We start from the raw sequence: 18,479 nt of genomic DNA, 5'->3' as shown, positions 1-18,479 counted from the left end.
CCAATCCTCGGTCTGCGCCGCCCCGGCCGCCTGACATCCCCCTTTGCGGGCCTCGGGTCCTTTGCGTCGAAGTGACAAGATGTTCCCGTTGACCGTTTCTGGGCATGAGTGAGCGCTGAGAGTTCCCTGGAGAGGCGGGTCGCAGAGTGTCGCGCGGTAGTGAGTTCGTTGTGGTGGCCAACCGGTTGCCGGTGGACCGGAAGGTCGGAGCCGACGGCGTCCCGCGCTGGCGGCGCAGCCCGGGCGGGCTGGTCAGCGCGATCGCGCCGGTGATGAGGCGCAGGCATGGCACGTGGATCGGCTGGACGGGCGCGCCGGACGAGGAGCTGGAGCCGTTCGAGGAGGACGGCATGTCGCTGCATCCCATCGCGCAGTCCGCGCAGGAGGTCGAGCTCTACTACGAGGGGTTCTCGAACGCCACGCTGTGGCCGCTCTACCACGACGTCGTCGCCACGCCCGTCTACGACCGGGCGATGTGGGACGCCTACGTCCGGGTGAACCGGCGCTTCGCCGAGGCGGCGGCGAAGGTCGCTTCGAAGAACGCCATGGTCTGGGTGCAGGACTACCAGCTCCAGCTCGTCCCGCAGATGCTCCGCGAGCTGCGTCCCGACCTGCGCATCGGGTTCTTCCTGCACATCCCCTTCCCGCCGGTGGAGCTGTTCTGGCAGCTGCCGTGGCGGCGGCGGATCCTGGAGGGGCTGCTAGGAGCCGACCTGGTCGGCTTCCAGCTCCCCGGCGCGGCGGCCAACTTCGTGCGGCTCTGCCGCCGGCTCCTGGACGCCCGCTTCCACAAGCAGGACGTCTTCTGGGACGACCGCGTCGTGCGGGCCCGCGCGTTCCCCATCTCGGTGGACGTGGGCGAGCTGAACGACCTGGTCGGGCGTGAGGACGTCCAGGAGCGGGCGCAGGAGATCCGCACGGACCTCGGCGACGCGACCGTGCTGCTGGGCGTCGACCGGCTCGACTACACCAAGGGCATCACGCAGCGGCTCCAGGCGTTCGGGGAGCTGGTCCAGGAGGGCCACATCAAGCCCGGCCAGGCGGTGTTCGTGCAGATCGCGACGCCGAGCCGGGAGCGCGTCGAGCAGTACCAGCTGCTCCGGGAGGAGATCGAGCAGCTCGTCGGGCGGATCAACGGGGAGCACGGCGAGATCGGGTTTCCGGTCATCCATTACCTGCACAGCTCGTATGGCCGCGCCGAGCTGACCGCGCTGTACCTCGCGGCGGACGTGATGGTGGTGACCCCGCTGCGCGACGGCATGAACCTTGTCGCCAAGGAGTACGTGGCCTGCCGCAAGGACCTGCGGGGCGCGCTCGTGCTCAGCGAGTTCACCGGGGCGGCCGCCGAGCTGAAGCGCGGCGCCTTCCAGGTCAACCCCTACGACATCGACGGGCTGAAGGGCACCCTGATGGCCGCGCTGAACGCCGAGCCCGCCGAGCAGGCGCGGCGGATGCGCGCCATGCGCCGCCGCGTCATCGAGCACGACGTCGACCGGTGGGCCCAGGCGTTCCTCAGCGAGCTGGAGAACCCCGCCCGGCCGGCCGCGGCCGAGACTACGGCTGTTCTGGAGGGCTGAAGCGCAGGTCGAAGGCCGCCCAGACGGCCTTCCCGCCGGTCGCGAGGCGGGACCAGCCCCAGGAGTCGCTGACCGCGCCGACGACGACGAGGCCGCGGCCGCCCTCCGCGCACCGGTCGAGGTCGGCGCGCACCGGCTCGGGCGCGCGTGCGCCCGGGTCGGTCACCGACACGACCAGCCGCCTCGGGTGGCCGATCAGGACGAGCTGGATCGGGCACAGCGGCAGCGGCTGGGGCAGGCCCTCCAGGCCGTGCCGCAGCGCGTTGGTCACCAGCTCCGACACGGCGACGACCACGTCCCCGGAGTCGTCGGCCAGGCCCCACGCGTCCAGCGTGACCTGAGTGAACTCCCGCGCCGACCGGGGCGCGGTGATCTCGGCCGGGAGCACCCGCCGGGCCGTGCGCGGGGTACCGGCGTGCGGGGCCGGCCAGAGCCCGGCGAGGCCGGGGGCGGCCTGGACGCGCGCGGACTGCTCGGGGACGTCCGTGCCGAGCGTCATCGGCGGGGCGTCCGGCCAGGGCGTGCGGACGGCCGAGACGTGCCGTGGCCGCCCGCCCCCCAGGGCCGCGGGGGCTACGACTTCGTCTGCCTGGTCAACGGTCATTGTCAAACCTCAGAGGCGTGCGGGTTGGTCACCGGCGAGCGTTCGCTATCTTGCTCCCCAAGTCGTGCAGATGCAAGGCCGTCTGCATGAACGAATGCAAGAACGAATGCACGTGCATCTCGTACCATGGTGTGGGGTGGGGCGAGATCGCGGTCTCCCGGGACAGGGAGGCCGAGACGCCTAGAGGGGGCATTGATGGACGGCCACCACCAGATGTCGGACGTCCGGCGCGGCGGGCTCGTCTGGCAGAAGAGCCGGCGGAGCAACCCGTCCGGCAACTGCGTCGAGATGGCGGAACTCCCCACGGGGGACATCGCCGTGCGCAACTCCAGGGATCCCGAGGGGGCGATCCTCGTCTACACGCGCGAGGAGGTGGAGGCGTTCGTCGGAGGAGCCAAGGACGGTGACTTCGACCACATGCTCGTCTGACCCCGTCCGGTACCGCAGAAAACCGAATGGGATTCCATTCGCCGGTCCGGCCAGGTAGGTTGCGGCCATGCACCTGGGGCAGATAGCCGCTCGGACGCCCGACAAGCCCGCCGTCGTCATGGCGGGCTCCGGGCGGGTCGTGACCTTCCGGGAACTCGACGAGGAGTCCAACCGGCTCGCGCAGCTCCTCCGCGCGGAGGGGCTGCGGCCGGGGGACCACGTCGCGTTCATGCTGGAGAACCATCCGCTCTACCTGGCCGTCGCCTGGGCCGCGCAGAGGTCCGGTCTCTACTACACCGCGATCAGCTCGCGGCTCCAGGCCGACGAGCTCGCCTACATCGCGGACAACTGCGAGGCGAAGGTCTTCATCACCAGCACGGCGATGGAGGTCGCCGCCCAGTCGCCGCCGGACGTGCCGCTTCGCCTGATGCTCGGCGGCACCGCCCCGGGCTACGAGTCCTACGAGGAGCGCGTCGCGCAGCACCCGCCCGCCCCGATCGAGGACGAGTGCGAGGGCGTGGACATGCTCTACTCGTCCGGCACGACGGGCCGCCCCAAGGGCGTGAAACCGGCCCTGTCCAAGGCGCCGATGGGCGAGGCGGGGCCGCTGTACCAGCTCCTGGCGTTCCTCTTTCAGCCCGACGCCGACTCGGTGTACCTCTCCCCGGCGCCGCTCTACCACGCCGCGCCGCTGCGGTACTCGCTCAACTTCCACCGGTTCGGCGCCACCGTCGTCGTGATGGAGAGGTTCGACCCCGAGCAGGCCCTCGCCGCGATCGAGCGGTACCGCGTCACGCACAGCCAGTGGGTGCCGACCATGTTCATCCGGATGCTGAAGCTCCCGGAGGAGACCCGCGCCCGCTACGACGTGTCGTCGCTGCGCTGCGCCGTGCACGCCGCCGCGCCCTGCCCCGTCCCCGTCAAGGAGCAGATGATCGACTGGTGGGGGCCGATCCTGCACGAGTACTACGCGGGCACCGAGGGCAACTGCTTCGTCTACACGAACTCGGAGGACTGGCTGGCGCACAAGGGCACCGTCGGCCGTCCCATCCTCGGCGAGGTCCACGTCTGCGACGAGGACGGCCGGGAGCTGCCTCCCGGGGAGTCGGGCACGCTCTACTTCGGCAACGGCCCGGTGTTCGAGTACCACGCCGACGAGGCGAAGACGGCCGCGTCCCGCGATCCCTGGGGGCACGGCTGGACGACCCTCGGCGACGTCGGCCACGTGGACGAGGACGGCTTCCTCTACCTCACCGACCGCCGCGCCTACATGATCATCAGTGGCGGGGTGAACATCTACCCGCAGGAGGCCGAGAACGTCCTCGCGGTGCACCCGAAGGTCGCCGACGTCGCGGTGTTCGGCGTCCCGGACGACGAGATGGGGGAGGCGGTCAAGGCCGTCGTCCAGCCGCTGTCGGCGGACGACGCGGGCCCCGAGCTGGAGGCCGAGCTGATCGCGTACTGCCGCGACCGGCTCGCCCACTACAAGTGCCCGCGCTCGGTCGACTTCCGCGCCGAGCTGCCCCGGCACCCGACGGGCAAGCTCTACAAGCGGCTCCTGAAGGACGAGTACTGGGCCCGGACGCGGTCCGCCACGGCCTGAGACCCTCATGAAAGGCCAAACCCCGGCCGGGGGTCCCTGAGGGCCCGGCCGGGGTTTGGAACGCGCCAGGGGCGTTCTAGTGCATCGGCAGCGGCGCGTCGACCGCCTCGACCGGGGTCTGCGGCTTCTTGCGCGGCAGCAGCAGCGCGGGCAGGAACGCCAGCAGCAGCAGCCCCGCCGAGTACCAGTAGGTGTGCTGGAACGCGTCGGCCATCGGCCCGGCGATCTTCTCCATGACCGCCGGCGGCACCTTCTCGGTGCTGCCGATCTCCCCGCCGGCCCCGCCGCCGAGCTCGGACGCCAGCCGGTTGGCCAGCAGCACCGAGATCATCGCGGTGCCGACGGAGGCCGAGACCTGCTGGATGATGTTCAGCATCGTGCTCGCCCGCGGCACCTCGTCGTGGACGAGCGTCTGGATGGCCGCCGCCATGGTCGGCATCATCGTCATGCCCATGCCGAGGCCCATCACGAACAGCGCCCCGCCGAGGGCCCAGTAGGAGGTGTCGGACTCCAGAATCGCGGCGAAGCCCGACACCGACAGCACCACGACGGTCATGCCGACCAGCACGACCCGCCCGGGGCCGATCCGGTCGGTGAGCTTGCCGCCGATCGGCATCGTGATCATCGCGCCGAGGCCCTGCGGGGCCAGCAGCAGGCCGGACTGGAGGGCCCCCTCGCCGCGCACGGTCTGGTAGTACAGCGGCAGCAGCAGCATCGCGCCCATGAACGCGATCATGAACAGCACCATCGTGCCGGACGCGGCCGCCACCGAGCGCCGCTTGAGCAGCCGCAGGTCGATCAGCGGGTTCTCGGCCTTCAGCGCCCGGAACACGAACCCGAGCACCAGCACGGCGCCCACGGCCCAGAAGGCCAGCGCCTCGGTCGCCAGGAAGTCCTTCAGCTCCGCGCCCTTGGCCACGCCGTAGATCAGCGACGCGAGGCCCGGGGACAGCAGGATCAGCCCGATGAAGTCGAGCCGCTCGGTCTTCTTCGGCTGGTCGCGCTTGAGGATCCGTCCCGCCATCACCAGCGCGACGATGCCGATCGGCAGGTTGATGAAGAAGATCCACCGCCACGACACGTCGTCGACGAGGTAGCCGCCGATGATGGGGCCGAGGATCGGGCCGAGCAGCATCGGCACGCCGACGATGCTCATCACCTGGCCGACCCGCTGCGGCCCCGCGGCCTGCGTCAGGATCGTCATGCCGGCCGGCATGATCATGCCGCCGCCGAGGCCCTGCAGCACCCGGAAGGCGATCAGCGACTCGGCGGACCAGGCCATCCCCGCCAGCATCGAGCCGGCCACGAACAGGCCGATCGAGATCATGTAGAGGCGCTTGGTGCCGAAACGGGCCGAGGCCCACCCCGTGATCGGGATCACGGTGGCCAGCGCCAGGGTGTAGCCGGTCGCGACCCACTGGATCGTCGCCAGCGAGGTCTTGAACTCCTTCGCCAGGTCGTTGATCGCGACGTTGACGACGGTCACGTCCAGGATGGACATGATCGCCCCGAGGACGACCACCATGGCCGCCGCGAGCACGCCGCGGTCCAGTCCTCCTCCCGCGTCGGATTTCTCCAGCGGGCCGTCCGCCATCTTGGGAGATGCGGGAGCGGTCAACTCTCTTCCAATCGTCAGGCCCGCATGCGGGCACGCGGGGGTCGTGAGCACGGTTGCTCAGGGGTCTCAGGGGTTGCTCGGCGCTTGTTCAGGCCTACCGCCGCAAAATACTGCAGCGACTGACACTTTTGCGAACGATTAAACCTCGAGCGTTCCGGGAGTATTCCAGCGGGGTCCGACAAATCCGCCCTGCTCTGCGGTGTCCACCCTCCGACCTGCACCGCGCTTGAGGTCAACCAAGTGTGACGGACGCGACATCCCAACCTCCCCTCCCTCCGCGCACCCAGGCAGACCGGCGCCGCCCCCGGAACTCATCGCTCCCGCGCGACCTCGTTCGGCGCCTCCCGGCCGGGGGCGAAGGTCCTCCCCGCCCTTACTTGGCGGGCAGGGTGAGAGCGAAGGCGAGCCCGCGGTCCACCCATGCGGCCACGTCGGACGGCGTGGAGCAGGCATCGGGAGCCACCGTGATCCATCCCCGCATCGGGTAGCCGCGCATGACCGTCGTGGTGGTCCCCGGCTCGGCGAGCATCGCGTCGTGGTCGTCGGGGGAGACCCGGACCATCAGCCCTCCCCGGCCCCTCACGACCACGGCCATGTTGCCGTTCACCAGCCACGCGATCCCGCCGAACATCCGCTTCGGGGTCGCGTCCCGCCTCGCTCCGAGCAGGTCTTCCACCCGTTCGGCCAGTTCTTCGTCGTAGCTCACCACGTCATCCTCCCCCGGTTCGTGCGGGACACCCGGACGCCCTGGTGGCGGAACGCCGTCGGTGGCGCTGGAAGCCGTCCTTGGTGCGGAGGCCGTAGCCGAACGCGCGGTCGAAGGAGATGTGCGCCATCCATCCGCACAGGGCGGCGAACAGCGGCGCCCAGGCCGGCGGAGTCACCGTGTAGACGACCATCAGCGCGAACGGCACCAGCGCCCGGTGCGCGGAGTTGTAGTACGGCACGGCGCGCGGCGGGAGCCGGCCGGGCTCCATCGACGCGGCCTCGCGCAGCCCGGCGAGGAAGGTCAGGTCCGGGGCCACGAAGAAGACGAGGGCCAGGAGGGCCGCCGGCCGGCCGTGGTTGACGCCTTCGAGGACGGCGAAGGCCGCCCAGAAGAGCGCTCCGGCGAACCAGGCGGCGCGGCGGACGGTGCGGCTGACGGAGACCTCGCCGTGGGCGGCTGTGCTCATGATGACGTCCCTTCCAGTGTTGGCTAACCTCGTTAGCCAACGTAAAGCTAATACTGTTAGCTGTCAAGCTATAGGCGGAAACCGCGGCGACCGCATGGTAATTCGCTGCGCGAACTGTCGAGATACCCTGAGCGCGTGGCTGAAGATGACGAAGGTCGGATCGGCGTGGTGCCGGCGCTGGTGCGAGGGGCGTTCCTGGTGAACGCCGTCTATGCCGAATCGGCGCGGGAGTACGGCCTCACCTCCCAGCAGGGCAAGTTGCTGTGCGTGCTGATGGAGGGGCCCCTGGGGATGGGGGAGCTGGGTGCGATGCTCGGGCTGGCCAAGTCGAGTCTCACCGGCCTGGTCGACCGCACCGAGCGCAACGGCCTGGTGTGCCGGGAGTCGGCCCCGGAGGACCAGCGCGCGGTCAGGGTCGCGCTGACCCCCGAGGGAAGCGATCTTGTAGACGAGTTCTACGCCGAGACCTGCCGGCGGGTGGACGGGCTGCCGAAGGGGTTCAGTGACGCCGAGCGCGGCGTGCTCGCCGGCCTGCTCGGCCGCATCGTGCTGGACAACGACGTTCCCGTGCTGTTCGCGGAGCCCGATGAAATAGCCGCCCGCAGGCGCTGACATAGCCTGCCCCCGTGCAGAGCTTGCAGTTCGTAGTGCGAACTAATATGGTTCGTATTACGAACTGTAACCCCTGTCCGCGGGAGCGTGCAATGGTGAGCAACAAGATGTCAGTACGACTTCCCCTCTTCGGGTTCGGTGCGCACAGCGGCATAGAGGACGCCGCAGGCCTGCTGCACATGGCACAGCAGGCCGACCGGGACGGACTCGACCACTTCTCCCTGTCCGACCACCCCTACATCGGCGACCGCGTGGACGCATACGCCGCCATCGGTTTCATCCTCGGGCGCACCGAGCGCATCGCGGGCCTGGCCAACGTCACGAACCTGCCGACCCGTCCGGCTCCCATGCTCGCGCGGACGGTGACGTCGCTGTCGGCGCTCTCCGGTGGCCGCGTTGTCCTCGGCATGGGCGCGGGCGGGCTCTGGGACCGGATCTCCGACATGGGAGTGCCGCGGCTCTCCCCAGGCGACGCCGTGGACGCCTTCGAGGAGGCGATCGTCCTGGTCCGGAAGCTGGCGGGCGGGGGCCCGCCGGTCACCCACCTGGGCCGCCACTACCGGGTGGCGGAGATCGAACCCGCCCCCGTGGCCGCACCGCCGGTCTGGACGGGATCGGTCGGCCCGAAGTCCCTCGCCGCGACCGGCCGGGTGGCCGACGGCTGGATCCCCGGCCACGCGGCGGACTGGCTCAGCGAGCGCTACCGGACGTCGCGGCCGGTCATCGACGAGGCCGCGGCCGCCGCGGGACGCGACCCCCGCGAGATCGGCACGGTCTACAACCTCCCCGGGCGGATCACCGAGCGCCCGCTGCCCGCGACGCGCGACCGCGACGGACGCTGGATCGGCGGTTCGCCGGAGCAGTGGGCCGAGGAGCTGACCGGCGCGGTCCTGGAGCACGGCGCGTCGGGCTTCACCCTGTTCTCGCCCGGCGGCGGGACGCAGGACCCCGCCTCCCTCGCCCGCTGGGCCCGGGAGATCGCCCCCGCCGTCCGGGAGGCGGTCGCCAAGGAGCGCGGCCGGGAGCCGTCCCGCGAGGCATGAAGCGCCGGGCCGCCCCACCGCTGGCATGATCTGATGTCGCAGACCGGGGGGATCGCGCAGTTCGTCCGGCAGCCGAGTGACCTGGCCGAATGCCGGGCCGGAGTGGCCATGTTCGACAGGGACGAGTTGCAGGCGTTCCTGGCGTCCGTCACCGATCTCGATGCCGCCATGGCGGAACTGACCGCCTCCTTCGAAGAGGGCGATGTCTACCGCGCGGGGATGATGGCGTTCGTCTGCGGCATGCTGGTCGGGCGGAGCGGCAGCGTGACGGTCCCGGTCGACGCGGTCCTGCGGCTGATGGAGCGGCATCTGCACCTGGCGAAGGACTTCGCGGGAAAGGGCGGGGTGGACGCGGAGGACGACCTGTTCCGGGTGTCTCCCGACCTCGTCCGGGCCCACTACGCCCTGCCCTTCGTGCTGCTCGCGACCATGCGCTCGCGGCGTTCACGGACTAGGAGGGGAACCGCGCGGCTCAGGAGGGGAACAGGGTGCGCTCGACGTGCTGGGTGTCGGTGTACTCCCGCACTGACGTGATCCTGCCGTCCCGCACGGTGAAGACGCCGAGGCACGGGTTGTCGTAGGCGGCGCCGCCGCGGGCCGTTCCCCGTGACGTCCACTCGGCCACGACCTGGTCGCCGTCCGCGACCACGTTGGTCAGGGCGACCTTGGGCTCGCCGCCCGGCTCGAAGAGCTGCCCGGCGCCGCCGAGGAAGTCGTCGACGATCGCGTCCCGGCCCTTCCAGGTGCCGGTCAGCGGAAGGTCGCCGGGGTAGGTCCAGGTGGCGTCGTCGGCGAAGCTCGCCCTGATCGTGTCGAGGTCGCCGCTCGCGACCGCCTCGACGTAGCGGGTGACGACGGCCGCCGGACCCCGGTCCAGCCGGGCGGCGAGCCAGTCGAGAGTCTCGGGAAGCCAGGCCCACCGGCAGTTCTCCAGAAGGTGGCCGCCCTCCGGTATCAGCACGTACTCGCCCCCCGCCGCCCGGCGGGCCAGCTCCTCGCCGTTGGCGACGCCCGGGATGACGTCCAGCCCGCCGTCCAGGACCCGGAGCGGCTGGGGGAGCGGGGGAGCGGTCACCCGGTCGGCGAACTCGCGGGCGGCCGCCTCCCCGCCCGTGCGCAGAACGAACGACTCCGTCACGTACGGCGGAAGCTCGTCCCAGGTGATGGCGGTGGGCCCGCTCACGGTGACGACGGCGCCGATCCGAGGCTCGTGCCGTGCCGCGACCGAGGCGAGGAATCCGCCCATGCTGAGCCCGACCAGTCCGATGGCGGCGGGCGGGCCGTCCACGGCGTCGAGCGCCTGCGCCACGACCCGCTGGTAGTCGGGTTCCCAGGTGCTGCGGACGGCCAGTTCTCCCTGGCCGGGCCCGTCGATGGCGAGCACGCCGAGCCCACGGTGCACGAGCGCCTCGGCGAGCGGCATGAACTCGACCTTTCCGGAGTTCATCCCCGGCACCAGGACGACCAGGGGAGCGTCCGGAGACGGGCGTCGCAGGACGCCGGTGAAGTCGGGGCCGGCGAGGTGCTCGGCGTCCGGCGCGAGGACGGCGAGCGAACGGCGCAGCGCGTCGGCGGACGCGTCGGCGGCCCGGCCGTGCGCGGCCAGGTCCGGGTTCGGCAGCACCGTCGCGAAGTGGAACCACAGTGCGGCGTCGCGGAACGCCTCGCCCGCCGACCGCGGGAGCCGGGCCTTCTCGGCGAGGACGAGATGCTCCTGGCCGGTCCGCGTGAACGCGTCCGTCCACTCATGCAGGGTGGTCAGGCCGGCGGTGACCGCGTCGTACTGGTAGGGGTCGATGCCGGCGGCGATGGCGCGCGACCGGTTGGCGGCGGCGAAGGGGATGACGGGCTCGTCGAAGAAGGCGGTCATCGGTTCTGCTCCAGGGTGAGGACGGCTTTGCCGCGAACGCGGCGCTCGCGGAGGTCGGTGAGGACGGCGGCGGTCTCGCTCCAGTCGGCGACGCGGCCGAGTTCGGGGTGCAGGCGCCCGGCCGCGGTCAGGCGGACGAGCGTGGCGAGGTCCTCCCCGTACGGGTCGCCCGCGTAGTGGAAGTGCCTGATGGACGCCGACTCGGGGCCCTCGAAGAAGTCGAAGAAGCCCAGCGTGACGGGACGGCGGCTCGCCTGCCCGAACCAGATGAGCGTGCCCCCGGGGGCCACGCGCGCCAAAGCGTGCGGCAGGACGTCCCCGCCGGTCGACTCCAGGGCGACGTCGAAGGGACCGGCGGCGTCCCGCACATCATGGACGACCACGGCCCCCAGCTGGGCCAGTCGCCGGCCGCGCTCAGGAGAGGCCGTGACGGCGGTGACCTCGGCTCCGGCGGCGGCCGCGAGCTCGACGAAGAAATGGCCGACGCCACCGGACGCGCCCGTCAGCAGGACGCGCGTCCCCGCCGTGGCGCCGGACGCGCGCAGCAGGCGCAGCGCGGTGAGACCGGCCAGCGGCAGCGCGGCGGCCGCCCGCACAGGCACCGCGGCGGGGATCTCGGCGAGCGAGCCGGTCGGGACGGCGACGTACTCGGCCCACCCCGCCGACGGCGGGTGGCCCACGACCCGGCTGCCGGCCGCGGGCCCCGACCCGTCGGCCGCGGCCTGGACGACGAGGCCCGCGACGTCCTTGCCGGGCCGCCAGCCGGGCCGGTCGGACTCCAGCTGGAACGTCTCGCCCCGGTTCACCGAGAACGCCGCGACCTTCACCAGCGCCTCGCCCGGACGGGGGACCGGTTCGTCGACCTCGCCGAACGACACCGATCCCGATTCGGGAAGGAGTGCTCTCATGCCCCGCAGGAAACCGGCCGGACGCCGGGCCCGTCCAACAGCCGCCGGGCCGGTTTGACAACCATCGGTTGTCGCCCACGATGGGAGGCGTGGAGCTCGACCTCGGCCAGGTGCGCGCGTTCGTCGCCGTCGCGGGCCATCTGCACTTCGGGCGGGCCGCCGAGGAGCTGTCGATCAGCCAGCAGGCGGTGTCCAAACGGGTGGCCAGGCTGGAGGCGGCGCTCGGAGTCCCGCTCTTCACCCGCGGGAGCGTGGAGCTCACGGAGGCGGGGCGCCGTTTCCTCGATCCGGCGCGGGAGGCGCTGCGGGCCGCCGAAGCGGCGGTCGGCGCGGTCCACGCGGCCGGGCGGCCCTTGCGGATCGACCTCTGGGGCCACCTGTACGGCCCGGCCCGGACGGTCGCCCCGGTGATAGAGGAAGGGCCGGAGCTCGACGTCGAACTCGGCATGGGCCGCGACCTGCCCGCCGCGGCGGCGGCCCTGCTGCGCGGCGACGTCGACGCCGCGTTCGGGCGCGTCCACCCGCCGCTGCCGGACGGGCTGGCGCACCGCCTCGTCCGGCTCGAACCCGTGGACGTCCTGGTCGCCGCCGGGGACCCGCTGGCCGCGGCGGCCAGTGTCCGCCCCCGCGACCTCGCCGGACGCGTCCTCTGGTTCCCCGCGGCCGCCGACCGCCTCGACTTCATCAACCGGTTCTGCGAGGAGTTCGGCCTCCGCGCCGCGTCCGGCGGAGCCAACCTCGGGATGGAGCACCTGCTCTCCGGCCTGGCGGCCGAGCCGGGACGGATCACGCTGCTCCCCGCCGACGCCCCGCTCCCCGCCGGTTCCGGCGTCCGGGCGATCCCCGTGGTCGATCCGACCCCGCTCTACGCCTGGTCGCTGATGTGGCCGCGGCAGTCGCCGCACCCGATGCTCCCCGCGCTGCTCAGCAGGTTCGCCGAGTACGGGCGGCGGCACCGCTGGCTGGAGCACGACCCGGACCGCGACTGGCTGCCCGGTGAGGCGGCACCCTCGGCCCGCTAGTCGCCCGGCTGGCGGAGGCGGGCGTAGACGTCGCCCGAGCGCCCGCGCGGACGGATCATCTCGAGCCGCCGCCGCAGCTCGGACGCGTCGAGCCAGCGGGGGCTCGCCAGCCGCATCGTCTCGATGGGGGAGTAGTTGTAGACGTAGTCGCCCAGCCCGTCGACGAGGCTCAGCGCCTCCAGGGAGGCCTCGTGCGCCGACGGCACGTACTCGAAGGACAGCGCGGGAAGGGCCTGGGACAGCCCCGCCAGCACGTCGGCCTCGAAGCCCTCGACGTCGATCTTGCAGAACGCCGGCACGCCGTGGGCGGCGATGAGGTCGTCCAGCGTCGTCACCTCGACGCCGATCGAGCGGTCCCACCGGACGCGGGCGAAGCTCTGGTCCGTCGTCACCGCCTTGATCCACCCGGGTGACATCGAGGACACCGTCGGCGTCGCGGAGGACATGGCCAGGCGAGCCTCCCCGGGCTCGGCCCCGACGGCGCCCGGCACGAGCGTGACGTCCTGGTCGCGGCCGAAGAACAGCCGCAGGACGCGCAGGCAGTCGGGCTGCGGCTCCACCGCGACCACCCGCGCCCCGAGCCCGCGCCACACGCGCACCCGCCCGCCCACGTGCGCCCCGATGTCGAAGGCGAGGTCGCCGGGCCCGAGGAACTCCCCGTAAAGGCGGGACGCGCGCCGGTGCTTGCCCGGAATCCCGTAGTACATGACCAGAGAGCGGGCGATGCCGTAGGCGCGCAGCAGCATCCGCCGACTGTACCGCGCCGGACGCCCCGCCGCCCCGAACGATGCCGACGTGTCCGGTGCGGACGGTGCCGCCGGCCCGGTCGCATTTCGTCGGGCCGAGAGATCGCCATTGCATCGGCGATCATTCTTGACCAAATGGAAATGCGTCATGTACGGCAATATTCATTTTTCGTGGCTGCCTGGTTTGCCGGTTTATGTTTCACTGATTTCTGGCGTTCTGGCGTGCCGATGCCAGCGATTCCGAGGGCGATGCGGCGAATGTCGCATTTATCCGAAAGGGGCAAGATGGCTACATATCGTAGGGCGTTCCTCTGCGCGGGGGCTTCCCTCGCTCTCTCGGCGGGCGCGATGACCGCGGCCTCACCGGCGGTCTCCGCGCAGCCGGCGCCCCCCGGCCGGACCGGCCCGCAGGCGGCCCGCGCGTACACGGCCGCCGTTCACTGCAGCACGACGGAACTCACCTCGGCCATCAACACCGGCAACTCGAGGATCGCCGCGACGATCCAGCTGGCCCCCAACTGCACGTACAACTACACCGCTGCGGCCGGGCCGGCCTCGGCCCTGCCGCAGATCACCGGCAGGATCACCCTCGTCGGCCGCACGAACACCAAGATCATCCGGGACCCGTCGGCCACCGACCAGTTCCGCGTCGTCGACGTGGCCCTCGGCGCCACCTTCCAGGCGACGAACGTCTCCTTCGAGGGCGGCGACGTCGACGGCGACGGCGGCGGCATCCGCAACAACGGCACGACGTACCTCACCCTGACGAACATCCGCAACAACACGGCGACGGGCGACGGAGGGGGGCTGATGAACGGGACCGGCGCGAGCGCGCTGGTCTCCAGCAACAGCCTGATCAGCGGCAACAGCGGCTTCAGCGGCGGCGGCGTCGCCAACTACGGCAACGTCCGGATCGCGACGACTCGCATCACGGGGAACACCTCCCCGCAGGACGGCGGCGGCGGCGTCTACACGAGCGAGAGCGGCAACACGACCATCTCCTCCAGCCGCATCGACAGCAACTTCGCGGAGTTCGCGGGAGGCGGCGTCCTGAACTACGGCGTCACCGCGCTCTACGGGGTCGTGATCGAGAACAACCAGAACTCCGCCACCGAGGGCTTCCCGGGCGGCGGCGTCTACAACGTCATCTTCAACATCCCGAAGCCCGGCGTCGTCATCTCCTCGGGGACGACGATCCGGGCGAACATCCCGGACAACTGCTACCCGCCCGGCACGATCCGCGGCTGCGCCCCGTAGACCGGACCCGCGCCTCTTACACATAGGTGAAGGTTCCGGGATTGGACGGGCTCATCGCTATCACGTACACCTCCACGGGTCCCGGGCCGGGCCCGTCAGGGGCGAAGGCGACGGGCTCGCCATCCGAGATGACGGTGGCGACGGCAGGGTACCCGCCGAAGGCGACGATGATGGAGGGGCCGACGTAGCCCGTGCCGGTGATGATCAACGCAGTGCCACCGGGGCCGTGGTGGGGGGTCACGGTGTGGGGGAGATCGTGGGTGTGTCGTGGACGGTGTAGGCGTTGTTCAGCGTGGCGGTGCCGCCGGCGGTGCGGATGGTGACGTTCACGGTTTGGAAATAGGGGGATTCGCCCACCTCGATACGAGCCGTAGACCCCGGCCTCGGCTCTTTCTCGGAGGAGATTTGAGCGCGACCTTCGGGCGCCGGCATTACGGATCGTCTTTCAAGTGATCCGAGTGGTCGTCGGGGCTTCGCCGCCCAAGGACTCCCGGGCGGCGAAGCCTGCAACGTCATCGGGAACCTCCCTGCCCCGGGGACGCCGTCGCCTTCCGGTCGAGGATCCGGGGAACATGCCGGACAAACAGCTGACCTGCCGGGTTTGATTCGCGGTCGTGCGCCGTGGCCGGGCCACGGTTCAGTCGTAGGTATAGGGCACTGCGGGCGAACTCGACGCCAGCCTGTTCGACACGGCGACCAGGACGGTTCCGGTGCCGGGCGGGGCGATGGCGGTGATCTGGCTGTCGGAGATGACGACGAAGGGGACTATGGTGTCGCCGAACAGCACGGTGTCGACATCTGTCAGGTTCGAGCCGTTGATGACGACGGAGTTGCTGCCCGCGGCGGGGCCGTGGTCGGGGACCAGGCTGTCGACCGACGGGACTCCCATATAGGTGTAGGTGCCGCAGGTCCCCGCCCCTGGGCTCCCGCAGGGCGCGTTGACCGAGACATCGACGATTCCGGTGCCGGGGGGGACGGTGGCGGTGATCTCGCTGTCCGAGATGACGGTGAAGGCGAGAGCGGACGCCGTGCCGAACCACACCGACGTCACCATCGCCAGACCCGTGCCGTTGACCGTGACCGTGTTGCTTCCCTCGAAGGGCCCGACATCGGGGTCCACGCTGGTGACCCCGGCCGTACCGCTGCTGACGTAGCTGTAGAGCACGCCCTGCCTGCTGGTTCCGCGCGGAGTGGTGACGGTGACGTTGACCGGGGTCAGGGTGACCGCCGGTGGTGCTGTCGCGGTGATCCTGGTGTCGGAGTTGAAGATGAAGGCCGCATTGGCGGTGCCGAAACGGACACGCGTCACTCCGGTGAACCCGCTGCCGGTGATGAACACCGGGTTCCCGCCCGACGACGGGCCGGAAGTCGGATTCAGGCCGTTGACCACTGGGGGAGCGATGACTGATCCCTTCCTCGATGCCGATGAGGCGCCCTGGCCGGCGCCGGCCGGCCAGGGCGCGTTTCCTCCGGGGAGCCCCCGTTTCTCAGGTGTAGGTGTAGGCGCCGACCGCGGTGGCGGTTCCGCCCGCGGTCGTGACGGCCACGTCCACGGTTCCGGTGCCGGCCGGGATGATGGCGGAGATCTGCGTCTCCGAGAGGGCCGTGGCCACGGCCTCGTTGCCGTCGACGAGGACGGTGATGATGGGGCCTACGAACCCTGTTCCGGTGATGAGCACCTCGGTGCCCTCGGGGCCGCTGGAAGGCGCCACGGTCGTGATCGTCGGCGCGTCGTAGGCGATGTACGTGCCGTTCACCGTCGTGGTGCCGCCGGCGGTTCGGATGGTGGCGTTCACGCTCTGGAAGTAGGGCGAGGCGCCCACTTCGGTGATGCTGGCCGGCGTCGCCTGGGCCGCGCTGTCGTTGGTGGCGGTCGCGGTCACCGGGGTCGCGGCGCCGAACGTCGCCTGGTTGGCGGTCAGGAGGTTGTTCCCCGTGATGGTGATCGCGGGTGGGGCGGTCGCCGGTCCGTCGGCCGGGCTGAGCCCGCAGGCGTTGGGCGCGGGGATGTAGTAGAAGTTCAGCGAGTTGCTCCAGACGCCGCCGTTGAGGACGGCGACCGCGACCACTCCGCTTCCGGACGGGACCGTGCACGTGACCGACGTCGCGGTGGTGGCACTGGGCGTGACCTGGGGGCCGCTGGTTCCGAACCGTACCCGGGTGGATCCGGAGAGGCCGGTTCCGGTGATGACCAGGGTCTGGCCGGCGTTCCCCTGGTTGGTCGCCTGCGGGCCGCAGGAGAGGGAGGTGATGACGGGTGCCATGATGGATCTTCCTTCTGGGATGGTTGGTTTGGATTTGAGTGCGGTTCCAGAAATGCGGCGGTTGCGGTGGGTCTACCTGGAATTCACTCATATCAGACGCGGCTCGTGCGAAGAGCCGTGTCCGTAAACGATTTCGGTGGATTTCTCACGGGAAAGCGGCCTTCGGGGGGAAATGGCCCGATAGGAATTACGGGAAGGGCTCGCCCGACTGGGATCAGTGAGCCGCGCTGATCTCGTGCGGAAGTCCCGCGATGCCAGTTATGCGGGGTAGGGGTTCGGGATGAATCGTTGACCCCCTGGTGGCCGTACTCTCTCCATGTCCAACTTGGAGAATACCCTTCGCCAAACTCGATGAAAACTTGGCGGGGCATGAATCATGAAATGATTGCAGTAGATCTTTTTTCTCGAGTGGCGATCAAAGGAGCGGATGCCATTAAAAGGGATATGAGCGGTGGAAGTCAGGGGCTCGGCCTCGGGGCCCGGATCGGCCGGCCCCGAATGCCGGGCGGCACCGGGAGCGGCACGCTCCTTGGGGACATGAAAACGGCGGCCGGGCCGCTGGTGCGGGCCGGCCGCCGTGGTGGGGCGGGGTGAAGCGGGTCAGGCCGGGGGGAGGCCCAGGGCGCGGGCGATGAGCATGCGCTGGACCTCGGAGGTGCCTTCGCCCACTTCGAGGATCTTCGCGTCGCGGTAGAAGCGGCCTACGGCGTACTCGTTCATGAAGCCGTAGCCGCCGAAGACCTGGGTGGCGTCGCGGGCATTGTCCATGGCGGCGTTGGAGGCGACCAGCTTGGCGATGGCGGCCTCCTTCTTGAACGGCTCGCCCGCCAGCATCTTCGCGGCCGCCGCGTAGTAGGCGAGGCGGGCGGTGTGCGCGCGGGTCTCCATGTCGGCGACCTTGAACTGGATGGCCTGGTAGCGGCCGATCTCCTTGCCGAACGCCTCGCGCTCGCGGACGTAGCGCAGGCACTCGTCCACGCAGCCCTGGGCGAGGCCGACCGACAGCGCGGCGATCGCGATGCGGCCCTCGTCCAGGATCCTCAGGAACTGGGCGTAGCCCCGGCCGCGCTCGCCGACGAGGTTCTCCGCCGGGACGCGGACGTCGTCGAACGACAGCTCCCGCGTGTCGGAAGCCGACCAGCCGACCTTGGAGTACTTGCGGCCGACCGTGAAGCCGGGGGTGCCGTTCGGGACGATGATCGTGGAGATCTCGTTCTCGCCGGTGAAGGCGGTCACGGTCACGAACGCGGTGATGTCGGTGCCGGAGTTGGTGATGAACGCCTTCGAGCCGTTGATCACCCAGGAGTCGCCGTCCAGCCGGGCCGTGGTGCGCATGCCGCCGGGGACGTCCGAGCCGCCGCCCGGCTCGGTCAGCCCGAAGCCCGCCAGCCGCTCGCCCGAGGTCAGCCGCGGCAGCCACCGCTCCTTCTGCTCGGCCGACCCGAACCGGTAGATCGGCATGGCGCCGAGCGAGACCCCGGCCTCCAGCGTGATCGCGACGGACGAGTCGACGCGCGCCAGCTCCTCCAGGGCCAGGCAGAGCGTGAAGTAGTCGCCGCCCATGCCGCCGTGCTCCTCGGGGAACGGCAGCCCGAACAGGCCCATCTTCCCCATCGCGGCGACGATCTCGTAGGGGAACTCGCCGCGCTCGTACAGGTCACCGATCACCGGGGCGACGCTCTCGCGGGCGAACCGCTCGACCGTGCGCCGCAGCTCCTCCTGCTCCTCGCCGAGCGTGAAGTCGATCATGG

Annotated in this window: 19 protein-coding genes; 8 read left to right on the top strand and 11 right to left on the bottom strand. The window is 70.8% G+C overall.

The features are described 5' to 3' along the window. Positions 1 to 146 precede the first annotated feature (146 nt). Entirely contained in the window at positions 147 to 1,577 is a 1,431-nt protein-coding gene (locus FKD65_RS08050; RefSeq protein ID WP_141576875.1) for a trehalose-6-phosphate synthase, read from the top strand. Here the strand turns inward: FKD65_RS08050 and FKD65_RS08045 are convergent. After that, positions 1,555 to 2,181 (bottom strand): ATP-binding protein, encoded by a 627-nt coding sequence (locus tag FKD65_RS08045; protein WP_141576874.1) that lies wholly within the window; start codon positions 2,179 to 2,181, stop codon positions 1,555 to 1,557. The two genes, FKD65_RS08050 and FKD65_RS08045, sit on opposite strands and share 23 nt — an antisense overlap. A 195-nt stretch (positions 2,182 to 2,376) precedes the next feature. On the opposite strand from FKD65_RS08045, the gene FKD65_RS08040 reads away from it, so the two are divergent. Together FKD65_RS08040 and FKD65_RS08035 are read left to right on the top strand one after the other, a co-directional pair. Next, the gene (locus FKD65_RS08040; RefSeq protein ID WP_141576873.1) at positions 2,377 to 2,610 is read left to right on the top strand and encodes a DUF397 domain-containing protein; all 234 of its coding nucleotides are present in this window, start codon (positions 2,377 to 2,379) and stop codon (positions 2,608 to 2,610) included. Positions 2,611 to 2,677: 67 nt separating this feature from the next. Continuing rightward, a complete protein-coding gene (locus tag FKD65_RS08035; RefSeq protein WP_141576872.1) occupies positions 2,678 to 4,213 on the top strand; it encodes an acyl-CoA synthetase in 1,536 nt (511 codons plus the stop codon). A gap of 76 nt (positions 4,214 to 4,289) precedes the next feature. On the opposite strand, the gene FKD65_RS08030 is transcribed toward FKD65_RS08035, so the two are convergent. From FKD65_RS08030 to FKD65_RS08020, 3 genes are all read right to left on the bottom strand, one after another. Further along, positions 4,290 to 5,831 (bottom strand): DHA2 family efflux MFS transporter permease subunit, encoded by a 1,542-nt coding sequence (locus FKD65_RS08030; RefSeq protein ID WP_240810023.1) that lies wholly within the window; start codon positions 5,829 to 5,831, stop codon positions 4,290 to 4,292. A 373-nt stretch (positions 5,832 to 6,204) separates the two neighbouring features. Next, entirely contained in the window at positions 6,205 to 6,537 is a 333-nt protein-coding gene (locus tag FKD65_RS08025; RefSeq protein WP_141576871.1) for a TfoX/Sxy family protein, read from the bottom strand. Between the two features lie 4 nt (positions 6,538 to 6,541). Beyond that, complete coding sequence (locus FKD65_RS08020; protein WP_141576870.1) at positions 6,542 to 7,006, bottom strand: DUF4260 family protein; 465 nt, start codon at positions 7,004 to 7,006, stop codon at positions 6,542 to 6,544. 135 nt (positions 7,007 to 7,141) lie between these two features. Between FKD65_RS08020 and FKD65_RS08015 the strand changes: the two genes are divergently transcribed. The 3 genes from FKD65_RS08015 (at position 7,142) to FKD65_RS08005 (ending at position 9,195) form a co-directional block, all read left to right on the top strand. After that, positions 7,142 to 7,618 (top strand): MarR family winged helix-turn-helix transcriptional regulator, encoded by a 477-nt coding sequence (locus FKD65_RS08015; RefSeq protein WP_141576869.1) that lies wholly within the window; start codon positions 7,142 to 7,144, stop codon positions 7,616 to 7,618. Positions 7,619 to 7,725: 107 nt separating this feature from the next. After that, positions 7,726 to 8,661, top strand: coding sequence for an LLM class flavin-dependent oxidoreductase (locus FKD65_RS08010; protein ID WP_141576868.1), 936 nt, complete (start codon positions 7,726 to 7,728; stop codon positions 8,659 to 8,661). A gap of 33 nt (positions 8,662 to 8,694) precedes the next feature. Further along, entirely contained in the window at positions 8,695 to 9,195 is a 501-nt protein-coding gene (locus FKD65_RS08005) for a hypothetical protein (RefSeq protein WP_141576867.1), read from the top strand. Here the strand turns inward: FKD65_RS08005 and FKD65_RS08000 are convergent. Continuing rightward, on the bottom strand, positions 9,134 to 10,531 hold the full coding sequence (locus FKD65_RS08000) for an alpha/beta fold hydrolase (RefSeq protein ID WP_141576866.1): 1,398 nt from the start codon (positions 10,529 to 10,531) through the stop codon (positions 9,134 to 9,136). The two genes, FKD65_RS08005 and FKD65_RS08000, sit on opposite strands and share 62 nt — an antisense overlap. Then, on the bottom strand, positions 10,528 to 11,439 hold the full coding sequence (locus FKD65_RS07995) for a zinc-binding dehydrogenase (protein ID WP_141576865.1): 912 nt from the start codon (positions 11,437 to 11,439) through the stop codon (positions 10,528 to 10,530). The genes FKD65_RS08000 and FKD65_RS07995 overlap by 4 nt, the downstream gene beginning before the upstream one ends. A gap of 89 nt (positions 11,440 to 11,528) precedes the next feature. Here FKD65_RS07995 and FKD65_RS07990 point away from each other — a divergent pair, with 89 nt between their 5' ends. Continuing rightward, complete coding sequence (locus FKD65_RS07990; protein ID WP_141576864.1) at positions 11,529 to 12,461, top strand: LysR family transcriptional regulator; 933 nt, start codon at positions 11,529 to 11,531, stop codon at positions 12,459 to 12,461. Here the strand turns inward: FKD65_RS07990 and FKD65_RS07985 are convergent. Further along, entirely contained in the window at positions 12,458 to 13,207 is a 750-nt protein-coding gene (locus tag FKD65_RS07985) for an FkbM family methyltransferase (protein WP_141576863.1), read from the bottom strand. The two genes, FKD65_RS07990 and FKD65_RS07985, sit on opposite strands and share 4 nt — an antisense overlap. A 285-nt stretch (positions 13,208 to 13,492) precedes the next feature. Here FKD65_RS07985 and FKD65_RS07980 point away from each other — a divergent pair, with 285 nt between their 5' ends. Beyond that, positions 13,493 to 14,464 (top strand): hypothetical protein, encoded by a 972-nt coding sequence (locus FKD65_RS07980; protein ID WP_141576862.1) that lies wholly within the window; start codon positions 13,493 to 13,495, stop codon positions 14,462 to 14,464. A gap of 16 nt (positions 14,465 to 14,480) precedes the next feature. On the opposite strand, the gene FKD65_RS44070 is transcribed toward FKD65_RS07980, so the two are convergent. The 4 genes from FKD65_RS44070 to FKD65_RS07960 form a co-directional block, all read right to left on the bottom strand. Next, positions 14,481 to 14,672 (bottom strand): hypothetical protein, encoded by a 192-nt coding sequence (locus tag FKD65_RS44070; RefSeq protein ID WP_168220981.1) that lies wholly within the window; start codon positions 14,670 to 14,672, stop codon positions 14,481 to 14,483. Positions 14,673 to 15,101: 429 nt separating this feature from the next. Beyond that, positions 15,102 to 15,854, bottom strand: coding sequence for an IPT/TIG domain-containing protein (locus tag FKD65_RS07970; RefSeq protein WP_168220980.1), 753 nt, complete (start codon positions 15,852 to 15,854; stop codon positions 15,102 to 15,104). A gap of 97 nt (positions 15,855 to 15,951) precedes the next feature. Further along, positions 15,952 to 16,728 carry an IPT/TIG domain-containing protein gene (locus FKD65_RS07965; RefSeq protein WP_141576859.1) on the bottom strand — a complete coding sequence of 259 codons (777 nt, stop codon included), beginning with the start codon at positions 16,726 to 16,728 and terminating at the stop codon, positions 15,952 to 15,954. A 600-nt stretch (positions 16,729 to 17,328) separates the two neighbouring features. Further along, a complete protein-coding gene (locus FKD65_RS07960) occupies positions 17,329 to 18,477 on the bottom strand; it encodes an acyl-CoA dehydrogenase family protein (RefSeq protein WP_141576858.1) in 1,149 nt (382 codons plus the stop codon). Positions 18,478 to 18,479 lie beyond the last annotated feature (2 nt).

It is taken from the genome of Actinomadura sp. WMMA1423, assembly GCF_006547145.1.
Classification (GTDB): Bacteria; Actinomycetota; Actinomycetes; order Streptosporangiales; family Streptosporangiaceae; genus Spirillospora.
The sequence above is the reverse complement of the archived record's forward strand: the minus strand, read 5'-3'. Positions and strand labels throughout refer to the sequence as shown.